At 66.1% G+C, this 16,616-nt stretch carries 17 protein-coding genes and 1 pseudogene; 11 read left to right on the top strand and 7 right to left on the bottom strand.

What is annotated here, in order from left to right:
* Positions 1-20 precede the first annotated feature (20 nt).
* Entirely contained in the window at positions 21-1,400 is a 1,380-nt protein-coding gene (locus tag G3O06_RS32390) for an amino acid permease (RefSeq protein ID WP_205818647.1), read from the bottom strand.
* 420 nt (positions 1,401-1,820) lie between these two features.
* Here G3O06_RS32390 and G3O06_RS32385 point away from each other — a divergent pair, with 420 nt between their 5' ends.
* From G3O06_RS32385 to G3O06_RS32375, 3 genes are read left to right on the top strand one after another with little or no spacing between them, the layout of a single operon-like run.
* The gene (locus tag G3O06_RS32385; RefSeq protein ID WP_205818646.1) at positions 1,821-2,876 is read left to right on the top strand and encodes an aromatic ring-hydroxylating dioxygenase subunit alpha; all 1,056 of its coding nucleotides are present in this window, start codon (positions 1,821-1,823) and stop codon (positions 2,874-2,876) included.
* 19 nt (positions 2,877-2,895) lie between these two features.
* Positions 2,896-3,066, top strand: a complete 171-nt coding sequence (locus G3O06_RS32380; protein ID WP_174981418.1) for a rubredoxin — start codon at positions 2,896-2,898, stop codon at positions 3,064-3,066.
* Complete coding sequence (locus tag G3O06_RS32375; RefSeq protein WP_205818645.1) at positions 3,063-4,253, top strand: FAD-dependent oxidoreductase; 1,191 nt, start codon at positions 3,063-3,065, stop codon at positions 4,251-4,253. The genes G3O06_RS32380 and G3O06_RS32375 overlap by 4 nt, the downstream gene beginning before the upstream one ends.
* Positions 4,254-4,411: 158 nt before the next feature.
* On the opposite strand, the gene G3O06_RS32370 is transcribed toward G3O06_RS32375, so the two are convergent.
* The gene (locus G3O06_RS32370; protein ID WP_205818644.1) at positions 4,412-5,353 is read right to left on the bottom strand and encodes a LysR substrate-binding domain-containing protein; all 942 of its coding nucleotides are present in this window, start codon (positions 5,351-5,353) and stop codon (positions 4,412-4,414) included.
* A 192-nt stretch (positions 5,354-5,545) separates the two neighbouring features.
* The gene (locus G3O06_RS32365) at positions 5,546-6,283 is read right to left on the bottom strand and encodes a sulfite exporter TauE/SafE family protein (RefSeq protein ID WP_205818643.1); all 738 of its coding nucleotides are present in this window, start codon (positions 6,281-6,283) and stop codon (positions 5,546-5,548) included.
* Between the two features lie 155 nt (positions 6,284-6,438).
* Here G3O06_RS32365 and G3O06_RS32360 point away from each other — a divergent pair, with 155 nt between their 5' ends.
* The 3 genes and pseudogenes from G3O06_RS32360 to G3O06_RS32350 form a co-directional block, all read left to right on the top strand.
* Positions 6,439-6,687 carry a hypothetical protein gene (locus tag G3O06_RS32360; RefSeq protein WP_205818642.1) on the top strand — a complete coding sequence of 83 codons (249 nt, stop codon included), beginning with the start codon at positions 6,439-6,441 and terminating at the stop codon, positions 6,685-6,687.
* 503 nt (positions 6,688-7,190) lie between these two features.
* Positions 7,191-8,105 carry a LysR family transcriptional regulator gene (locus G3O06_RS32355; protein WP_174918966.1) on the top strand — a complete coding sequence of 305 codons (915 nt, stop codon included), beginning with the start codon at positions 7,191-7,193 and terminating at the stop codon, positions 8,103-8,105.
* A 328-nt stretch (positions 8,106-8,433) separates the two neighbouring features.
* Positions 8,434-8,634, top strand: a pseudogene (locus tag G3O06_RS32350) (LuxR C-terminal-related transcriptional regulator); the annotation flags it as partial.
* A gap of 32 nt (positions 8,635-8,666) precedes the next feature.
* Here G3O06_RS32350 and G3O06_RS32345 read toward each other — a convergent pair.
* Positions 8,667-9,107: a thioesterase family protein gene (locus G3O06_RS32345; RefSeq protein WP_174918967.1), complete on the bottom strand. Its 441-nt coding sequence runs from the start codon at positions 9,105-9,107 to the stop codon at positions 8,667-8,669.
* Positions 9,108-9,313: 206 nt separating this feature from the next.
* Here G3O06_RS32345 and G3O06_RS32340 point away from each other — a divergent pair, with 206 nt between their 5' ends.
* From G3O06_RS32340 to G3O06_RS32320, 5 genes are read left to right on the top strand one after another with little or no spacing between them, the layout of a single operon-like run.
* Positions 9,314-10,420 (top strand): 3-deoxy-7-phosphoheptulonate synthase, encoded by a 1,107-nt coding sequence (locus G3O06_RS32340; protein WP_205818641.1) that lies wholly within the window; start codon positions 9,314-9,316, stop codon positions 10,418-10,420.
* An 11-nt stretch (positions 10,421-10,431) separates the two neighbouring features.
* Positions 10,432-11,691: a Rieske 2Fe-2S domain-containing protein gene (locus G3O06_RS32335; protein WP_174918969.1), complete on the top strand. Its 1,260-nt coding sequence runs from the start codon at positions 10,432-10,434 to the stop codon at positions 11,689-11,691.
* Positions 11,692-12,219: an aromatic-ring-hydroxylating dioxygenase subunit beta gene (locus tag G3O06_RS32330; protein ID WP_174918970.1), complete on the top strand. Its 528-nt coding sequence runs from the start codon at positions 11,692-11,694 to the stop codon at positions 12,217-12,219. It begins immediately after the preceding gene.
* A gap of 14 nt (positions 12,220-12,233) precedes the next feature.
* Positions 12,234-12,584 carry a non-heme iron oxygenase ferredoxin subunit gene (locus tag G3O06_RS32325; protein ID WP_174918971.1) on the top strand — a complete coding sequence of 117 codons (351 nt, stop codon included), beginning with the start codon at positions 12,234-12,236 and terminating at the stop codon, positions 12,582-12,584.
* Positions 12,581-12,892 (top strand): DUF1330 domain-containing protein, encoded by a 312-nt coding sequence (locus G3O06_RS32320; RefSeq protein WP_174918972.1) that lies wholly within the window; start codon positions 12,581-12,583, stop codon positions 12,890-12,892. The genes G3O06_RS32325 and G3O06_RS32320 overlap by 4 nt, the downstream gene beginning before the upstream one ends.
* Before the next feature lie 427 nt (positions 12,893-13,319).
* Here the strand turns inward: G3O06_RS32320 and G3O06_RS32315 are convergent, their stop codons facing one another.
* From G3O06_RS32315 to G3O06_RS32305, 3 genes are all read right to left on the bottom strand, one after another.
* Positions 13,320-14,858: a DHA2 family efflux MFS transporter permease subunit gene (locus G3O06_RS32315; RefSeq protein ID WP_205818640.1), complete on the bottom strand. Its 1,539-nt coding sequence runs from the start codon at positions 14,856-14,858 to the stop codon at positions 13,320-13,322.
* A gap of 2 nt (positions 14,859-14,860) precedes the next feature.
* A complete protein-coding gene (locus tag G3O06_RS32310; RefSeq protein ID WP_174918974.1) occupies positions 14,861-16,060 on the bottom strand; it encodes an efflux RND transporter periplasmic adaptor subunit in 1,200 nt (399 codons plus the stop codon).
* Positions 16,057-16,616: TolC family protein (locus G3O06_RS32305; protein WP_205818639.1), on the bottom strand; the 560-nt coding region annotated here is incomplete at its 5' end. The genes G3O06_RS32305 and G3O06_RS32310, both read right to left, overlap by 4 nt.

The following is a 16,616-nucleotide window of genomic DNA, read 5'->3' as shown; positions in this document are numbered from 1 at the left end:
CTCGCCTGCTAGGGCAACGGTCAGCGCAGCTTCACGCCGGCCGCGTCGCCGAGTTGTGCCGGTTTGCGGCGCAGGAAATATGCCGCGACGATCGCAAGCGCCGTCAATACCGTGAACCAGAACTGGAAGCGCGAATCCGGGTTGAAGGCCTGCGAGCCGAGCACGGCGACGAGCGCCAGCAGCGCGACCCAGTTCGACACCGGATAGAACCACGCACGGAACGCTGCCGGGTCGCGTTGCTCGTGCTTCGTTTGCCGGCGCATCGCGAAGTGCGCGACGATGATGAAGATCCACACGATCATCACGAACGCGCCGCTGCTCTTCGCGAGCATCAGGAACAGGTCGCCACCGCTCACGAAGTGAACGCCGAGGATCGACACGCAGATCGCGAGGCACAGCACGAGCGCGTTCATCGGCACGCCTTTCGCGTTGGTCCGGCCGAACATCGCGGGCGCGTGGCCGCGCTGGCTGAGCGAGAACAGCATGCGCGAGTTCGAGAACAGGAACGAGTTCATCACCGACATGAACGACACGAACAGCACGATCTTCATCGCGACGGCCGCGCTTGTGAAGCCTGCCATGTTGAACAGCGACACGTACGGCGACTTCAGGTTCGCCTTGTCGGTCCATGGCATGCACAGGATCAGGATCGACACCGAGCCGACGTAGAACACCATCACGCGCACGATCACGCTCTTGATCGCGCGGATCACGTTCTTGCTCGGGTTCTCGGATTCGCCCGCCGCAACGGCTGCGATTTCGCTGCCGCCGAGCGAGAAGATCACGACCATCACGCCGGCGAGCACGGGCGAAATGCCGTTCGGCATGAAGCCGCCGTGATCGGTGAGGTTCACGAACCCGGGCGCGGGAATGCGCGGCTGGAAGCCGAGCAGGATCGATGCGCCGAGCGCCATGAAAATGATGATCGTCGTGACCTTCGCGAACGACAGCCAGTATTCGGCTTCACCGAACGAGCGCACCGAATACGCGTTGCTCGCGATCAGCGTGACGAGCATGAACAGCGCGCCGCCCCACACGGGCAGCCACGGCAGGAAATCGTGGAGGATCGCGCCGAGCAGGATCGCCTCGACGGTGATCGTCATCATCGACTTGAACCAGTACAGCCAGCCGACCGCGAAGCCGGCCCATTCGCCGAGATAGCTGCTTGCGTAGGTGGAGAACGATCCGCTGTCGGGATTGCGGGAGGCCATTTCACCGAGCATGAACATGACCAGCGTGACGATCACGCCGCCGATCAGGTACGACAGGATCGCCGCGGGGCCGGCGGTCGCGATGATGGCGCCCGAGCCGACGAACAGGCCTGCGCCGATCACGCCGCCAAGCGCGATCATCGTGATGTGCCGTTGCTTGAGGCTTTGCCTCAACGAGTTGTCCTGCATCTCCTACCTCTAGTTATTGTTGGCCCGTTGGCCGGGAACGCATCGGGCGGCGCGGCGGCAAGCGTTCTGCCGCCGCATGGGGCGCCGATGTCGAGGGAGCGTGTGTGACGCGATGTGCCGGGCCGCCGGCGGTGAATCGGAATGGCGGCCGCGAAGTGCCGGTCGGTGCCCGCGAGAGGGCGATGACGACGACAACCCTGGATTGTGGGCGGACACCGCCGTCGCGGCAAACGAGATATGCGAAAGACGTCTTGCGGTTTGCTCATCAATTGCCGGCTCGTCCATGCCCGCGTCGACATGAACTCCATGAAGGCGCGGCGATGGGAGCGGCGCCGCTCTCTCGATATCGTTGTTTCCACGCGGCAACGTCTCGGGTTCGACGGCCGCCGCGTCGACGACAACGCTTCCATGGAGACACGAATGACGCATACCCAGGTCGTGCCGTTGACTCGGTCACGCGCACCGGTTCCGCCCCGCCATTGCACGTTCGACGTGCGCGATTGGGAAATCCTGAGCCGCTACTGGCACCCGGTCGCGTTTGCGACCGATGTGGGCGATCGCCCGCTTGGCGTGACGCTGCTCGACGAGCGCATCGTGCTGTTCCGGTCCGGCGGCGCCATCGTCGCGGCACGCGACGTATGCCCGCATCGCGGCGCGCCGCTGAGCCGCGGCTGGGTGGTCGAGGACCGGCTCGTGTGCCCGTATCATGGCCTCGAATACGCGGCGGACGGCAAGTGCGCGCGCATTCCGTCGCAGCCCGACGGCCCGATTCCGGAGCGTCTGTGCCTGACGACCTATGCGGCGCAGCAGGCCTACGGGCTTGTGTGGGTGTCGCTGGGCGGCGGCGAACTGCCGCTGCCGGATTTCCCCGCGTGGAATGCGGATGGGTTCCAGCAGATCCTGCCGCCGTCGATCGACATTCGCGCGTCGGCCGGCCGGCAGACGGAAGGCTTCATCGATGTCGCGCACTTCGCATGGATTCATCACGAGAGCTTTGCCGACCGCCGCAATCCGGTCGTGCCGCAGTACTCGGTGGAGCGGCGCGAGAACGGCCTGCATGCGGAATACGTGAGCACGGTCAGCAATTTCCCGAAGTCGATGCAGCATCGCGCGCCCGAGGGCTTTCCGTGGCGGCGCGTGTTCGAAGTCGACGTGCCGTTCTTCGCGCGCCTCACCGTGCACTTTCCGGAAGGCGGCCGGCTCGCGATCCTGAACGCGGCCAGCCCGGTTTCCGCCCGCCTGACGCGCCTGTTCGTGCCGATCGCGCGCAACTTCGATCACGACCTGCCGCTCGACGACGTGTATGAATTCAATCGCCAGGTATTCGAGGAAGATCGCGAGATCGTCGAGCAGCAGTGTCCGGAGGACTTGCCGATCGACCGTTCGCACGAAGCGCCGATCCTGGCCGATCGCTCGTCGGGTGCGTACCGGCGCGCGCTCGGCGAGCTCGGGCTTGGCCAGTCTTATGCGCGCTGAGCGGCGCACGGGAGCGATGATGAAGATCTGGGAATGCGTGATTTGCGGGTTTCGATACGTCGAGGCCGAAGGCCTGCCGCAGCACGGGATCGCGGCCGGCACGCGCTGGGAAGACGTGCCGGACGACTGGATGTGTCCGGACTGCGCGACCGGCAAGCACGATTTCGACATGCAGGTGGTGGCGGCATGAGCGCGAACGAAATGTCAGGAAGCCGCGGCGATCCGGTGATCATCGTCGGCACGGGCCTCGCGGGCTACACGGTTGCGCGCGAGTGGCGCAAGCTCGACGGCGATACGCCGCTCGTGATGATCAGCCGCGACGACGGCAGTTTCTATTCGAAGCCGGCGCTGTCGAACGCGCTTGCGCAACGCAAGACGCCCGAGCAACTGGCGATGTCCGATGCGCGGACGATGGCGGAACAGCTGCGCGCAACCATCCGTACGCACTGCGCGGTGCGGCGGATTTGCCCGGCGGAACACGGGATCGTGCTCGACGACGAGCGTGTGCAGCGCTATCGCGCACTCGTCCTCGCGACCGGTGCCGATGCACGGCGCGTGCCCTGCGAAGGCGATGGTGCGGCCGACGTCCTGTCGATCAACGATCTGGCCGACTACGCGCGTTTTCGCGGCGGGCTGCGCGACTGCCGCTCGGTCGCGATGCTCGGTGCAGGGCTGATCGGCTGCGAGTTCGCGAACGACCTGGCGGCGGCGGGGCTGACCGTGACCGTGATCGACCCCGCCGACGCGCCGCTGTCGCGACTGCTGCCGGCGGAGGCCGGCCGCGTGTTCGGGCTCGCGCTGAGTGACGCGGGCGTGCATCTGCGGCTCGGCACGGGCGTGCGTTCGATCGTACGTCTCGCGCGCGGGTACCGGCTTGCGCTGACGGACGGCGGGCACCTCGAGGCCGATCTCGTGATATCCGCGATCGGGCTCGCGCCGCGAGTGGCGCTGGCGCGGGACGCGGGGCTCGACGTCGCGGACGGCATCGTGACCGACGCATGGTGCCGCACGAGCGCACCGGACATCTTCGCGCTCGGCGACTGCGCGGCGATAGAAGGGCGGGTCCGGCCGTATGTGCTGCCGATCATGCACGCGGCGCGCGCACTCGCGCAGTGCTTGCGCGGTACGCCGACACGCGTGGATTTTCCGGTGATGCCGATCGTCGTCAAGACGCCGGCGATCCCGGCGGTGGTCGTCGCGGCGGACGGTGGCGGCCGCTGGACCACGGAGGTGGGCGTGGGTGACGCGCCGCGCGCGACACGCGCGCTCTGCGCGGATCCCGACTCCGGCCGCCTCACCGGCTTTGCGCTGCTCGATGCGGCAACGGTGGAAAAGGCCGCGTTGCTGAAGACGATGGCCGGCGACCGGGCGAAATAGCCTGCGGCCCGCGTCGATCCCGACATGGCGCCTTTCCAGATGCGCCATCGACAGGCAGCCTCTTTGCTGACCGACCCCTGTCGCGGACGCGACCCGCCCGCTGCATGCGGGGCCGTCCGTTCATTGCCGCGAGCATGCGCTCGCGGCTTTTTTGCTTTTCAATGCGGATGCCGCGCGATTTCCGGCACCAGTTTCTTCGCGACGCCGGACACGAGGCGCCGCAACCAGACGGCGGCCGCGCTGCGATGCGTGCGGTCGTGCCAGAGCTGGTAGTAGGTCAACGCCTGCGGTTCGCACGGAACCGGTTCGATGCGCAGCGGCAGCAGGCTGCAGAAATGCATCGCGAGCGTGCGCGTCGTGGTGAACAACAGGTTCGAGCGCATCAGCACGTAAGGCGCCATGCCGAAATAGGGCATCGTCGTCGTGACGTTTCTCGACAGGCCGCCGCGCGCGAGTTCCCGGTCGATGGTGCCGAGCCCGGTCGCGTGATGGGTGGTCACGCCGAGATGGTCGGCTTCGCGGTAGACGTCCGCGGTGAGCTGGCCGCGCCGGATCCGATGATCGTCCCGCAGCACGCACACGAGATCGTCGCGGCATAGCGGCTGCAGATGCAGCTGCTCCGGTGGCGTGCTCCAGTTGCCGACCGCCAGGTCGAGCGAGCCGCTTTCGAGTGCGTGTTCGTATCCGCCGTCCACGGTCATCAGATGCTGGAACTCGATCCTCGCGCCCGGCGCCTCGTGCTTGAACGCATCGACGATCGCAGGCAGGAAGAACACGTCGAGATAGTCGGGAGAGCCGATGCGGAAGGTGCGGTGCGTCGTGGCGGGATCGAACGTGCTGGCCGGATTCAGCACGGCGGCGATGCCGGCGAGCGCCTGATCGAGCGGTTCGACGAGCGTCATCGCGTGACTGGTCGGTACCATCCGGCTGCCGCTTCGCACCAGCAGCGGATCGCCGGTGATCGCGCGCAGCCGGCGCAATGCGACGCTGATGGTCGGTTGCGATTGTCCGAGCAACACGGCGGTTCGCGAGACGCTCGATTCGGTGATGAGCGTGTGAAGGATCTTCAGAAGATGTGCATCGATGACGTATCGGGACATGCCGGCTGCCGGTTGGGGTATCGTGTCTCGATGTATACGTAGTGATATTTCGGTCGTCAATCGAGCGGATATCCGGAGCGGCCCGGGCGGGCCTTGCGCGGCGGACTTCATAACGGATCGGATATCGCGTCCATGTTCGTGCCGTCATGGCCCCGGAATGGCTGCCGGGGCGGCGCGAGCGGCGCGCTCGCGTCAGATCGGCTTGACGAACAACCCGACGGTCAGCACCGCGCCGATGCAGACGATCCCGATCCGCAGCACGCGTTCGTTCACGCGATGCAGCGCCCAGGTGCCGAGCAGCCCGCCGACGATCGCGCCGCCGCCGAGCGCGAGCGCCTTGCCCCAGTGCAGGTGCGGCGACGTCAGGAACAGCACCACGGCCGATGCGTTCATCACGCCCGCGAGCGCGTTCTTCGTCGACATCGCGTGGCGCGGCGACAGCCCGGCCATCGTCAGCACGGCCATCATCAGGAAGCCGAGCCCGCCGCCGAAATAGCCGCCGTAGATCGCGATCATGAACTGCGAGAGCGCGGCGGGGACGGTGCCGAGGTGCGCGGTGCCTTCGCCCGGCTTGCGGAAAAAGCTGCCCCACGCGAACACGATCGTCGCGAACAGCACGAGCCACGGCACGAGGCGCGAGAAGATCGACGAAGGTGTCTTCAGCAACAGCAGTCCGCCGAGCGCACCGCCGACCACGCTGATCGCGAACATCGCGCGAAACGACAGCTTGCCCACGCCGCGCACCATGTTGCGGCTCGCCCAGCCGGTCGTGACCTGCGCGGGAAACAGCGCGACCGTCGACGTGATGTTCGCCGCGAGCGGCGACATGCCCGACACGATCAGCGCAGGTAGCGTGACGAACGAACCGCCGCCCGCGAGGGTGTTCTGCAGTCCGGCCCACAGGCCGGCGAGGATGACGAGAGCGAGCATGGGTGCGGGACCGGGGAAGTGGCTGGGCTGGCTTGCCGCAAGCGGGCAAACGTGGCGGACGCTCGATGGTAATGCAGGATCGGGTTTGCCGGGAACGGGGGCCGGGACGGCGTCGCCTCCGCACGGCGTGCCGTTGGACGCATGGATGCGTGGCCGTGGCAGCCGCCATCCGCAGGATCGACGTGCGAAACGGGAAACCGGCGAAGCGGTTTCAGGTTGCACGCACGCGCCACACGTCCGGATACATCGCGCCGGCGCATTTTCGTGAAATACCGATCGAGTCGCGAAAGGGCGGCCCGGGCAATCAAACGGATTTTCCCGGATTGCGGAGAGACATGCGTGAATCGACCGGTCGGGATTTGTTTTGTGAAACGTTTGGCCGCCAAAACGGAATGTCGGTGTGAAAGTCAATAGAAGAGTTTAAAAGTTCTGTAATTCAGCCCGATGTACAGAACGTGCGGTACTTGGCGCGGAAGCCGTGCCGGCGGGCGGTCTCGCGGTGTCTGGTGAGGCCCGCGCAGGCTTGGTGCGGCAGGCTTTGCGTCGTCGGCCGGCCGGTTTGCGTGAGCGATGCGCGGATCGGCGCAATGGAATCGGTTTGTTTTATTGTTCATTGGAGCGCATCGTTTCATTTAAACCGAATGCGCATCGAGTCGGGTTGCGATTTGTTGCAGCGCGGTGCACAATCGTTCACAAGTGCAATAAATCCGCAGCGGATTTTCTCAGCGGCAGAAATTCTCCCCGCCATTCACCGCACGCCTCTTAGGCGGATGCACGATCGTGCGTCAGGCTCGGCGGCGCGACTGCCGATTTCCGGTATATCGCGAATCACGGAGCACATACGCCCGAGGCACGATGCCGTTGGCCCATCGGCCGGCCGGTCCCGACAGTACAGCATGGGCGCATCATGGCGACTTCCATTGACCTCAATCTTCTTGTCGTTCTGGACGCATTGCTTTCCGAGAACAGCGTAGTGGGCGCGGCCAACGCGCTCGGCCTCAGCCCGTCCGCACTCAGCCGCTCGCTCGCGCGGTTGCGGGTGATGACGGGCGACCCGTTGCTGGTGCGGGCGGGGCGGGATCTCGTCCCGACCCCGCGCGCGCTCGAGTTGCGCGACAGGGTGCATGCGCTCGTGGTGGAGGCGCAATCGGTCATGTGCCCGTGCGAACGGGTCGACATGACCACGCTCAAGCGCACGTTCTCGATTCGCGCGAACGAGGCGTTCGTCGAGACGTTCGCGCCGGCGCTGCTCGAGCACGCGTCGCGCACGGCACCCGACGTGCGGCTGCGCTTCGCACCCAAACCCAACAAGCATGTCGATGCGTTGCGCAACGGCGACATCGATCTCGAGGTCGGCGTGATCGGCCAGGCCGGCCCGGAGTTGCGCGTGCAGGCGCTGTTTCGCGACCGCTTCATCGGCGTGGTCCGCGCGGATCATCCGCTCGCGTCAGGAGAAATGACGCCGGAGCGCTTCGCGTCGTTTCCGCAGGTGGGCGTGTCGCGCCGCGGGCAGTTCAACGGCCCGATCGATACGCTGCTCGATTCCCTCGGCCTCGCGCGCTCGGTGACCACCGTCGTGTCGAGCTTCCCGACCGCGCTGTCGCTCGCGCGCGGCTCGGACTTCGTCGCGAGCGTGCCGGAGCGGCAGACCGAGCGGTCCCGCGTCGGCATGCACAGCTTTACGCTGCCGGTGCCGATCGCGGACCTCACCGTCTCGCAGATCTGGCACCCGCGTTTCGATCGTGACCCCGCGCATCGATGGCTGCGCGATTGCGTGCGCAATATCTGTGCGCCACGCGTTGCCGAGGCGAATGCCCGCTAGTTGTGTGGCCGCTTCGATGTGACGCGTCATGCAAGTCTTGTGGCGTGCGTCAGCGTCATTGATATATTGCGTTTCATGCATCTTCCGAAGCGTAAATCGATTGGGTATGCTCGATTCCGTTTGGACAACACCGGAGATAATGGGTAGGACATTTGTTGCTTTTGAATTCGCCGAACATTCGTGACGCCTTTAAATAATAAATATCCAATCCGAGGGGTATGTGAATTGAGGTGAACATTGGAAATCGTGAATCTGAAATATTGGCGTCTTATTATGGATGGAGAAACGAATGGTTCATTGTGCGGCGAATATCGCGACTCCCGATGATGTCACTCTGAGTATGCGCGAATGCGAGGTATTGCGATGGGCGGCGGAGGGGAAGACCGCGTATGAGATCGGCATCATTCTCGGCTTGACCGAGCGGACGATCAATTTCCATATCTCGCGATCGATTGCGAAGCTCAACGCATCCAACAAGACCAATGCGGTCGTGAAGGCCGTGCTGATGGGCCTGATCGTGTTTGCATGAACGGCACCGGGGCGTGCGCCCCGGTTGCGACATCAGATTGCGCCCTGGAACGACAGCACGCGCGTCCTGAACTCTTCCGGCACCGGCACCGTGGTCTTGCTGCCGTAGTCGAACATCACGTGCGTGGACACGGCCCGCGCAACCACCGCCTGATCGTCGTCCGAATCCTCGTTCGCCGCCTGCGCGTCGCGCACCATCAGGTATTCCAGTTCGAAGCTCTTCGAGCCGAAGCGCGTGACGCTGCTGCGGACCGTGATCGTATCGCCGTACTGCGCGGGTTTCAGATACTCGCACGACGTCTTGACCATGATGTGCGGCAGCTTTTCCGAATAGGGCAGTTCGAGCAGATCGTGCATGTAGGTCAGGTATGCATGCTGCAGATAATCGTAATAGACCGGGCTGCTCACATGGCCCAGTGCGTCCGTTTCCCGATATTTCACGTCGATTCGCGTTTCGAAATATTTTCTTGTCATTGCGAGGCTCCTTGGCAGAACAGCAGGTGAGAACGTGTTTGTTCAGGAGTTAAGTTAGACGTGATCCGAATATTGGAATACTGTCGGAAATCACAGATATTCACTATGCGGAATGCTTCTGAGATAAATGACAGTATCACCCCGGATTTGACCGCGCTCTAATTGCTTCGTAAATCGGCATCCGATCAGCGAGAGTGGAGTGATAAATGGAAAAATCCGATGAGGCAGCGTTGACGCAAGGTGTGGCGGTGATCAGTGCGCAACGGTTGCGCGCCGAGTTGCCATGCGATCCAGGCCTGGCACGCGCGATCAGCGATGCGCGGCGTGCATTGGGGCAGATCATCGCGGGCGAGGACGATCGGCTCGCGCTGATCGTCGGCCCGTGTTCGATCCATGACGCAGAGGCCGCGCTGGCGTTCGCGCGCCGGCTCGCGCCGCTGCGCGAGCGGTACGCCGATGTGCTCGAGATCGTGATGCGCGTCTATTTCGAAAAGCCGCGCACCACGGTCGGCTGGAAAGGGCTGTTGAACGATCCGTATCTCGACGGCAGTTTCCGGATCGAGGACGGCCTGCGCGTTGCGCGCAAGGTGCTGCTCGGCATCAATGCGCTGGGCCTGCCGGCCGCGACGGAGTTTCTCGATCCGATGACCGCGCCGTATCTCGACGACCTCGTATCCTGGGGCGCGATCGGCGCCCGGACGACCGAATCGCAGATCCATCGCCAGGCGGCCTCGGGGCTCGACCTGCCGGTCGGCTTCAAGAACGGCACCGACGGCAACGTGAAGGTCGCGATCGATGCGATCCGCGCGTCGCGCGTTTCGCACTGCTACCTGAGGCCGTCGGTTTCCGGCGGCGTGGAAATTGCGACCACGCCGGGCAATCCCGACACGCATGTCGTCCTGCGCGGCGGCAAGACCCCGAACTACGACGCCGCGAGCGTGGCGGCAGCCTGCGCCGCGCTGCGCGACGCGCATCTCCCCCCGTATGTCGTGATCGACGCGAGCCATGGCAACAGCGGCAAGCAGACGCGCGCGCAGATCGATGTCTGCGGCAATCTCGCCGCGCAACTGCATCGCGGCGAGCGCGCCATCGTGGGCGTGATGATCGAGTCGTTCCTCGTCGAGGGGCGGCAGGACGTGGTGCCGGGCACGCCGCCGGTGTTCGGCCAAAGCATTACCGACGCATGTCTCGGCTGGGATCACACGGCCGAACTCGTCGAGCAGTTGGCTGCCGCGGTGGTTGCGCGGCGGCGTTCGCCAGCCGGCTTCATCGCGCACGGCGCCGCCGTCGCGATGCAGGCCGTTTCTTACTGAAAGGAGCTCTCTTGAACTCACCCATCGACATCGCCCGCGCGCTCGACTGGAAAGGCGACGGCGCCAGCCGCACGCCGTACGAGGCGTACACGAGTGAAGCGCTGTATCAGCGCGAACTCGAGCGCCTGTTCTACGCGAATCACTGGTGCTACATCGGCCTCGAAGCCGAAGTGCCGTCTCCCGGCGATTTCCAGCGCACGGAAGTCGGCGAGCGTTCCGTCGTGATGACGCGCACGGAGGACGGCGAAGTCGTCGTCTTCGAAAATGCGTGCGCGCACCGCGGCATGCAGTTTTGCCGCGAACGCTCGGGGAAAGCAAAGGATTTCCACTGCCCGTATCACCAGTGGAACTACGACCTGAAGGGCAACCTGATCGGCGTGCCGTTCCGGCGCGGCGTGCGTCAGGGCGGCACGATCAACGGCGGCATGCCGGCGGATTTCGATCCGGGCAAGCACGCGTTGCGGCGCCTGCGCGTGTCGACGCGCGGCGGCGCGGTGTTCGCGTCGTTCGACGAGAATGTCGAATCGTTCGAGGATTTCCTCGGGCCGCGCATCCTGCCTTACTACGATCGCCTGTTCCACGGCCCGAAGCTGACCGTGCTCGGCTACACGCGGCAGCGCGTGCCGAGCAACTGGAAACTGATGGTCGAGAACATCAAGGATCCGTATCACGCGGGGCTGCTGCATACCTGGTTCGTCAATTTCGGCCTGTGGCGCGCGGACAATCCCGCGAAGCTCGTGACCGACGAGCATCACCGGCACGGTGCGATGGTGTCGATCCGCAGCGGCGGCGGCGGCGGCGAGGTGACCCACAACGTGACGAGCTTCAAGGAGCGCATGACGCTGAACGACGACCGCTTCCTCGATGTCGTGCACGAACCGTGGTGGGGCGATCCGACCGTCGTGATGCTCACGCTGATGCCGAGCGTCATCATCCAGCAGCAGGTCAATGCGCTGTCGACGCGGCGCATCCGGCCGATCAGCCCGGGCGTGTTCGACTACGTGTGGACGCATTTCGGCTTCGAGACCGACACCGAAGAGATGACGCGGCGCCGTCTGCGCCAGGCCAATCTGTTCGGGCCGGCCGGTTTCGTGTCGGCGGACGATGGCGAGGTCATCGAATGCGTGCAGCAGAGCTTCGAGCAGATCCAGCACGGCAACGTCTACAACGAACTCGGCGGCCGGCAGATCGACGAGCAAACCGACCATATGGTCAGTGAAACGCTGGTGCGCGGCATGTACCAGTACTGGCGCCAAGTGATGGAGGCCTGAATGAGCACGATCACGACACGAACGGGCCGGCCGGCCGCCGAGCCGCACCTGGGCAGCGCGAGCTTCGAGGATTTCTATGCGCTCGTCCAGCTCAATGCGCGGTATGCGGCCGTGCTCGACAGCGGCGACTGGGACGCGTGGCCGGAATTCTTCGTCGAGCAATGCCGGTACACGGTAGTGCCGCGCGAGAACCACGAGCGCAACCTGCCGCTCGCGGTGATGGACTTCGAGAGCAAGGGCATGCTGAAGGATCGCGTCTACGGGATCAAGGAGACGCTGTTTTTCGATCCGTACTATCAGCGCCACGTGATCGGGCTGCCGCTCGTCACGTATCTGGACGACACGGTGATCGAGGCGGAGACGAACTACGCGGTGCTGCGCACGAAGACCGAGCAGATGAGCGACGTCTACAACACCGGGCGCTACCTGGACCGCATCGTGCGTACGCCGCAGGGGCTGCGTTTCGAGTCGCGCATCTGCGTCTACGACAGCGAGATGATTCCGAACTCGCTGATTTTCCCGGTTTGAGCGAGGTGCCGAAAGTGACTACGAATTGGATCGACGCGGTCGCGCCGGAAGCGGTGCGGACCGACGGATTGCTCGGCGTCTGGGTAGGCGGCCGCGACATCGCGCTGTATGCGGTCGGCGACGAGATCTTCGCGACCGAGAACCAGTGCACGCACGGCGACGCGCGGCTGAGCGATGGTTTCCTGCTCGACGACGAGATCGAGTGCCCGCTGCATCAGGGGCGCTTCAGCGTGCGGACCGGCATTGCGCTGTGCGCGCCGCTGACGACGTGCGTGCGCACCTATCCGGTGAAGATCGAGAACGGCCGCGTGTTCGTGCAGCTTGCGGCGGCCGATGCGGCGGCGCCGGCGGAGGCGCAGTCATGAGCGCATACGTGGTGTTCGATATCGACATACACGACGTCGACGCGTACCAGGCGTACCGCCGGCTCGGCGCGCCGACGGTGGCCGAGTACGGTGGGCGCTTCCTGGTGCGCGGCGTCGAAGTCGAAACGCTGGAAGGAGAATGGTCGCCGAAGCGCGTCGTCGTGCTCGAATTCGAGTCGGCGGAGCGCGCCCGCGCGTGGTATCGGTCCGAGGGCTATCAGGCGGCGAAGCTGCTGCGCGAGCCGGCCGCCCGGACGACCGGTATCCTCGCCGAAGGATACGTGCCGGTCGCCAGCGATCCGCGTTAAGCGGTGAAGGTCGAGGGGCTCCGCGCCGGGTCGTCCGGCGCGGAGCCCCTTTTTTCGTTCAGGGGTGCAGTCGGGCGGGGCGGGCGGTTTCGGTTCGTCGGCGATGGCGATGCGATGCGATTCGATTCGGCGGATACCCGCGCTGCTTACCGGCGGGCCGGCTACCCGGTCGGTCGCTTCAGCCGGGTGTGGCGGGTTTCGGATTTTCCCCCCGCGCGGTTTCGCCCATGCCGTTGCCCGGTGCACGCAGAGGTTGCGTATATGAGGGCACGCTTGACGGTGCGGGAGGTGTGTCAATGCGCTGTCGTGATCGAACGTCGCTGCGGTTGTGGCTATGGCTGCGGCGCGAGTGCGTTGAAGTCGAAGTCGCCGAAGCCGGACGTATCGCAGAAGTTGCGCGCCACGGCCGCCGGCCGTGGCGCGTGCATCACGCGTGGCGGTAGCGGATCGACCAGACCGTCAGCAGCGTCGCGCCGAACAGCAGCAGGCAGCCGAACGAAAAGTCGTTCAGCGCGAGCATGTGCGCTTCGACGTCGATCGAATGTGCGACCGATGCAAGCGCACCGGACGGCGACAGTCCCGCGTGATCGAGCCGTGCGAACCAGTCGCCGGACGCGAAATCGTACGGCGTGATGTGGTCGACGAGATAGGTGTTGTGCACGCGGGAACGGCGCTCGAAATAAGTCGGCGCGACCGAGGTCGCGACGCTGGTGCCGATCCGTCGCAGCGCGTTCTGCAGCCCGGATGCCGCGGGCAGCCGCTCGCGGGGCAGCCCGGCGAGCGAAAGCGACACGAGCGGCGTGATGAAGAACGCGGTGGCGGCGCCCATCAGCAGCGAATTGGCGGCGATGTCGCCGAGGGTCACGTCGGTGTTGAAATGCATGCGCCAGAACGAGGCGGCGCCCCAGCCGACGAGTGCGACGGTCGCGAGCAGGCGCGGGTCGGTGCGGCCCTGGAAGCGGCCGAGCAGCGGTGCGATCACGATCCCCGCGACGCCGAGCGGCGCGGTGGCGATGCCGGCCCAGGTGGCCGTGTAGCCCTGCTGGGTCTGCAACCACAGCGGCACGAGCACCAGCGCACCGAAGTAGAGCCCGAAGCCGACCGTGATCGCGAGCGTGCTCGTCGAGAAGTTGCGGTCCGCGAACAGCCGCAGGTCGACGATCGGATGGTCGTCGGTCAGCTCCCAGATGATCAGAGCGATGAACGACACGACCGCCACGACCGCCAGCCCGCGAATTTCGCCGGAGGCGAACCAGTCGAGGTTCTGTCCGCGATCGAGCAGCAGCTGGAACGAACCGAACGCGGCGGTGAGCAGCAGCAGCCCGACGACGTCGACCGGCAGGCGCCGCGTCGCGTTGTCGCGTCCCGCCAGCAGCCGTGCGAGTACGCCCAGCACGAGCAGGCCCGGCGGTACGTTCACGTAGAAGATGTACGGCCAGCTCAGGTTGTCGGTGATCCAGCCGCCGGCGATCGGTCCGAGCACCGGTGCGACGAACGTCGTGGTCTGCCACACGGCCAGCGCGACGTGGCGGCGCGTCGACGGGAACACCGCCATCAGCAGTGCCTGGGACAACGCGGTGATCGGGCCCGACGCGGCGCCCTGAAGCGCGCGAAACAGCAGCAGCGACTCGAAGTTCGGCGCCATCCCGCACAGGACCGACGTGAGCACGAAGAGCAGTACCGACAGGCGGAACAACCGCACCTGGCCGAAGCGCTGCGTGAGCCAGCCGGTGAGCGGCAGCGTGATCGCGAGCGGCGTCGCGAACGAGGTCAGCATCCAGGTGCCCATGTCGGGCGCGACGCCGAGATCGCCCGCGATGGTCGGGACGGCGACGTTCGCGATCGTCAGGTCGAGCGTCTGCATGAAGTTCGCGACGCTGACCGCGATCGCGACGAGCGCCAGCGGCATGCCGGCGAGCGGCTCCAGCGGCAGTTTCGGCGCCGCGTTCCGGGCGAAAAAGCGCATCGTCAGGCTCCCGGTGCGAGCGGGCGCGCGCCGCTGTTCGCGCGAATCGTCTCGGCGACGAGCGTATTTCCCGCTTCGTCGTCGTCACGGTAGATCGACGTGGCGTCGACCGACCTGCGCACCTCGGGCGATCGGGCGATCGGCGATGCCGATGCGGTGCCGCGGCCGTGTTCGACCGGCACCGATGCCGTCATCGACAGGCCGATGCGCAGCGGGTGCGCGCGCAGCTCGGCGGGGTCGAGCGCGATCCGGACCGGCACGCGCTGAACGACCTTGATCCAGTTGCCGGTCGCGTTCTGTGCGGGCACGGCCGCGAACGCGGCGCCCGTGCCGGCTTCGAGCCCGACGACGCGCCCGTGGAACACCACGTCGCTGCCGTACAGATCCGAGAACAGCTCGACCGGCTGCCCGGCGCGCATGCCGCGCAGCTGCGATTCCTTGAAGTTGGCCTCGACCCACACGTGATCGAGCGGCACGAGCGCCATCGACGGCGTGCCGGGCGACACGTGCTGGCCGACCTGCACGACCCGGCGCGTGACGAGCCCGCCGAGCGGCGCGCGTATTTCGGTGCGGCGCAGCGCAAGCGCCGCGCTGCGGACCCGGGACGCCGCCGCGCGCACGAGCGGGTTCGTGTCGATCGACGTGCCGTCGGTGTGCGCGAGCGTCGCGTCGTAGGCGGCCTGCTGCGCGTTCAGCGCGGCCGACGCGCCGTCCATCGCATCCCGCGCATGGCGAAGATCCTCGCGCGACACGCCGCCGTCCTGGGCGAGGCTCTGCCGGCGCTGCAGGTCGTCATTCGCCTTGGACAATTCGGCACGCCGCAGCCGGATCTGTGCTTCCTCGCGCGCCGCGTCCGCATGCGCGGTACGGTATTCGCGCACCGCGTGGGCGAGCTGGGCGACCGCTTCGTCCAGCGCGAGCCGCGCATCGGTCTTGTCGACGCTGAAGAGCAGGTCGCCCGGACCGACCCAGTCGGCGTTCTGCACGCGCACGGCGTCGACGGTGCCGCCGATCTGCGGCGAGATCTGCACGACGTCGCCGGACACGTACGCATCGTCGGTCGTCTCGGTCCCGCGCGTGGTGGCCCACGCGGCGACGCCGATGCCGGCGGCGCCGGCGAGTGCGATGAAGAACCAGCGGAAGTAGCGCCGGCGCGCGCGTTGCAGCGACGGCTCGGCGGCGGGGGATTCGGGACGGTTCATTGCGTGACTCCAGTGGAAGTGGTGCCGCCGAGCGCGGCGATCAGGCGGGCGTGCTCGATCGCGAACGACGCGTCCGCACGGGCGACCGATGCGCGATCCTCGAGCAGCCGGCCTTCGGCGAGCAGGACGTCGAGGTAGCCGGAAATGCCTTTCCGGTAGCGCTGCGTTTCGACGGTGTAGGTCTGTTGCGCGCGTGACAGCGCCTCGCGCTGAAGCGCGCGCTGCCGGCGGAGCGTGTCGATCTGGACGAGGGTGTCGCTGACCTGTGCAAGCGCGTTGACGACCGTGTCGTCGTACACCGCGACGGCGGCGTTGTAGGCGGCGGTTTGCGCGCGCAGGCCGGCACGCAGCCGGCCACCCTCGAAAATCGGCAGCGTGATCGCGGGGCCCGCGCCGAACGTGCCGCTGTTGCCGTGGAACAGCGCGCGGAAGCCGAAGCTCTGCACGCCGGCGAAGGCCATCAGGTTGACGTCCGGATAGAACGCGGCGCGCGCCGCATCGATGTTCGCCACTTCGGCTTCGACCTGGTAGCGCGCCGCCAGCACGTCCGGCCGGA

It is taken from the genome of Burkholderia sp. Ac-20345, from assembly GCF_017104825.1.
GTDB lineage: Bacteria > Pseudomonadota > Gammaproteobacteria > Burkholderiales > Burkholderiaceae > Burkholderia > Burkholderia lata_B.
The sequence above is the reverse complement of the archived record's forward strand: the minus strand, read 5'-3'. Positions and strand labels throughout refer to the sequence as shown.

Excerpts from the sequence above, each read along its gene's own strand:
- G3O06_RS32370 (WP_205818644.1), bottom strand. The coding sequence starts at position 5,353 with ATGTCCCGATACGTCATCGATGCACATCTTCTGAAGATCCTTCACACG.
- G3O06_RS32320 (WP_174918972.1), top strand. The coding sequence starts at position 12,581 with ATGAGCGCATACGTGGTGTTCGATATCGACATACACGACGTCGACGCG.
- G3O06_RS32330 (WP_174918970.1), top strand. The coding sequence starts at position 11,692 with ATGAGCACGATCACGACACGAACGGGCCGGCCGGCCGCCGAGCCGCAC.
- G3O06_RS32385 (WP_205818646.1), top strand. The coding sequence starts at position 1,821 with ATGACGCATACCCAGGTCGTGCCGTTGACTCGGTCACGCGCACCGGTT.
- G3O06_RS32310 (WP_174918974.1), bottom strand. The coding sequence starts at position 16,060 with ATGAACCGTCCCGAATCCCCCGCCGCCGAGCCGTCGCTGCAACGCGCG.
- G3O06_RS32380 (WP_174981418.1), top strand. The coding sequence starts at position 2,896 with ATGAAGATCTGGGAATGCGTGATTTGCGGGTTTCGATACGTCGAGGCC.
- G3O06_RS32345 (WP_174918967.1), bottom strand. The coding sequence starts at position 9,107 with ATGACAAGAAAATATTTCGAAACGCGAATCGACGTGAAATATCGGGAA.
- G3O06_RS32355 (WP_174918966.1), top strand. The coding sequence starts at position 7,191 with ATGGCGACTTCCATTGACCTCAATCTTCTTGTCGTTCTGGACGCATTG.
- G3O06_RS32375 (WP_205818645.1), top strand. The coding sequence starts at position 3,063 with ATGAGCGCGAACGAAATGTCAGGAAGCCGCGGCGATCCGGTGATCATC.
- G3O06_RS32390 (WP_205818647.1), bottom strand. The coding sequence starts at position 1,400 with ATGCAGGACAACTCGTTGAGGCAAAGCCTCAAGCAACGGCACATCACG.
- G3O06_RS32365 (WP_205818643.1), bottom strand. The coding sequence starts at position 6,283 with ATGCTCGCTCTCGTCATCCTCGCCGGCCTGTGGGCCGGACTGCAGAAC.
- G3O06_RS32340 (WP_205818641.1), top strand. The coding sequence starts at position 9,314 with ATGGAAAAATCCGATGAGGCAGCGTTGACGCAAGGTGTGGCGGTGATC.
- G3O06_RS32315 (WP_205818640.1), bottom strand. The coding sequence starts at position 14,858 with ATGCGCTTTTTCGCCCGGAACGCGGCGCCGAAACTGCCGCTGGAGCCG.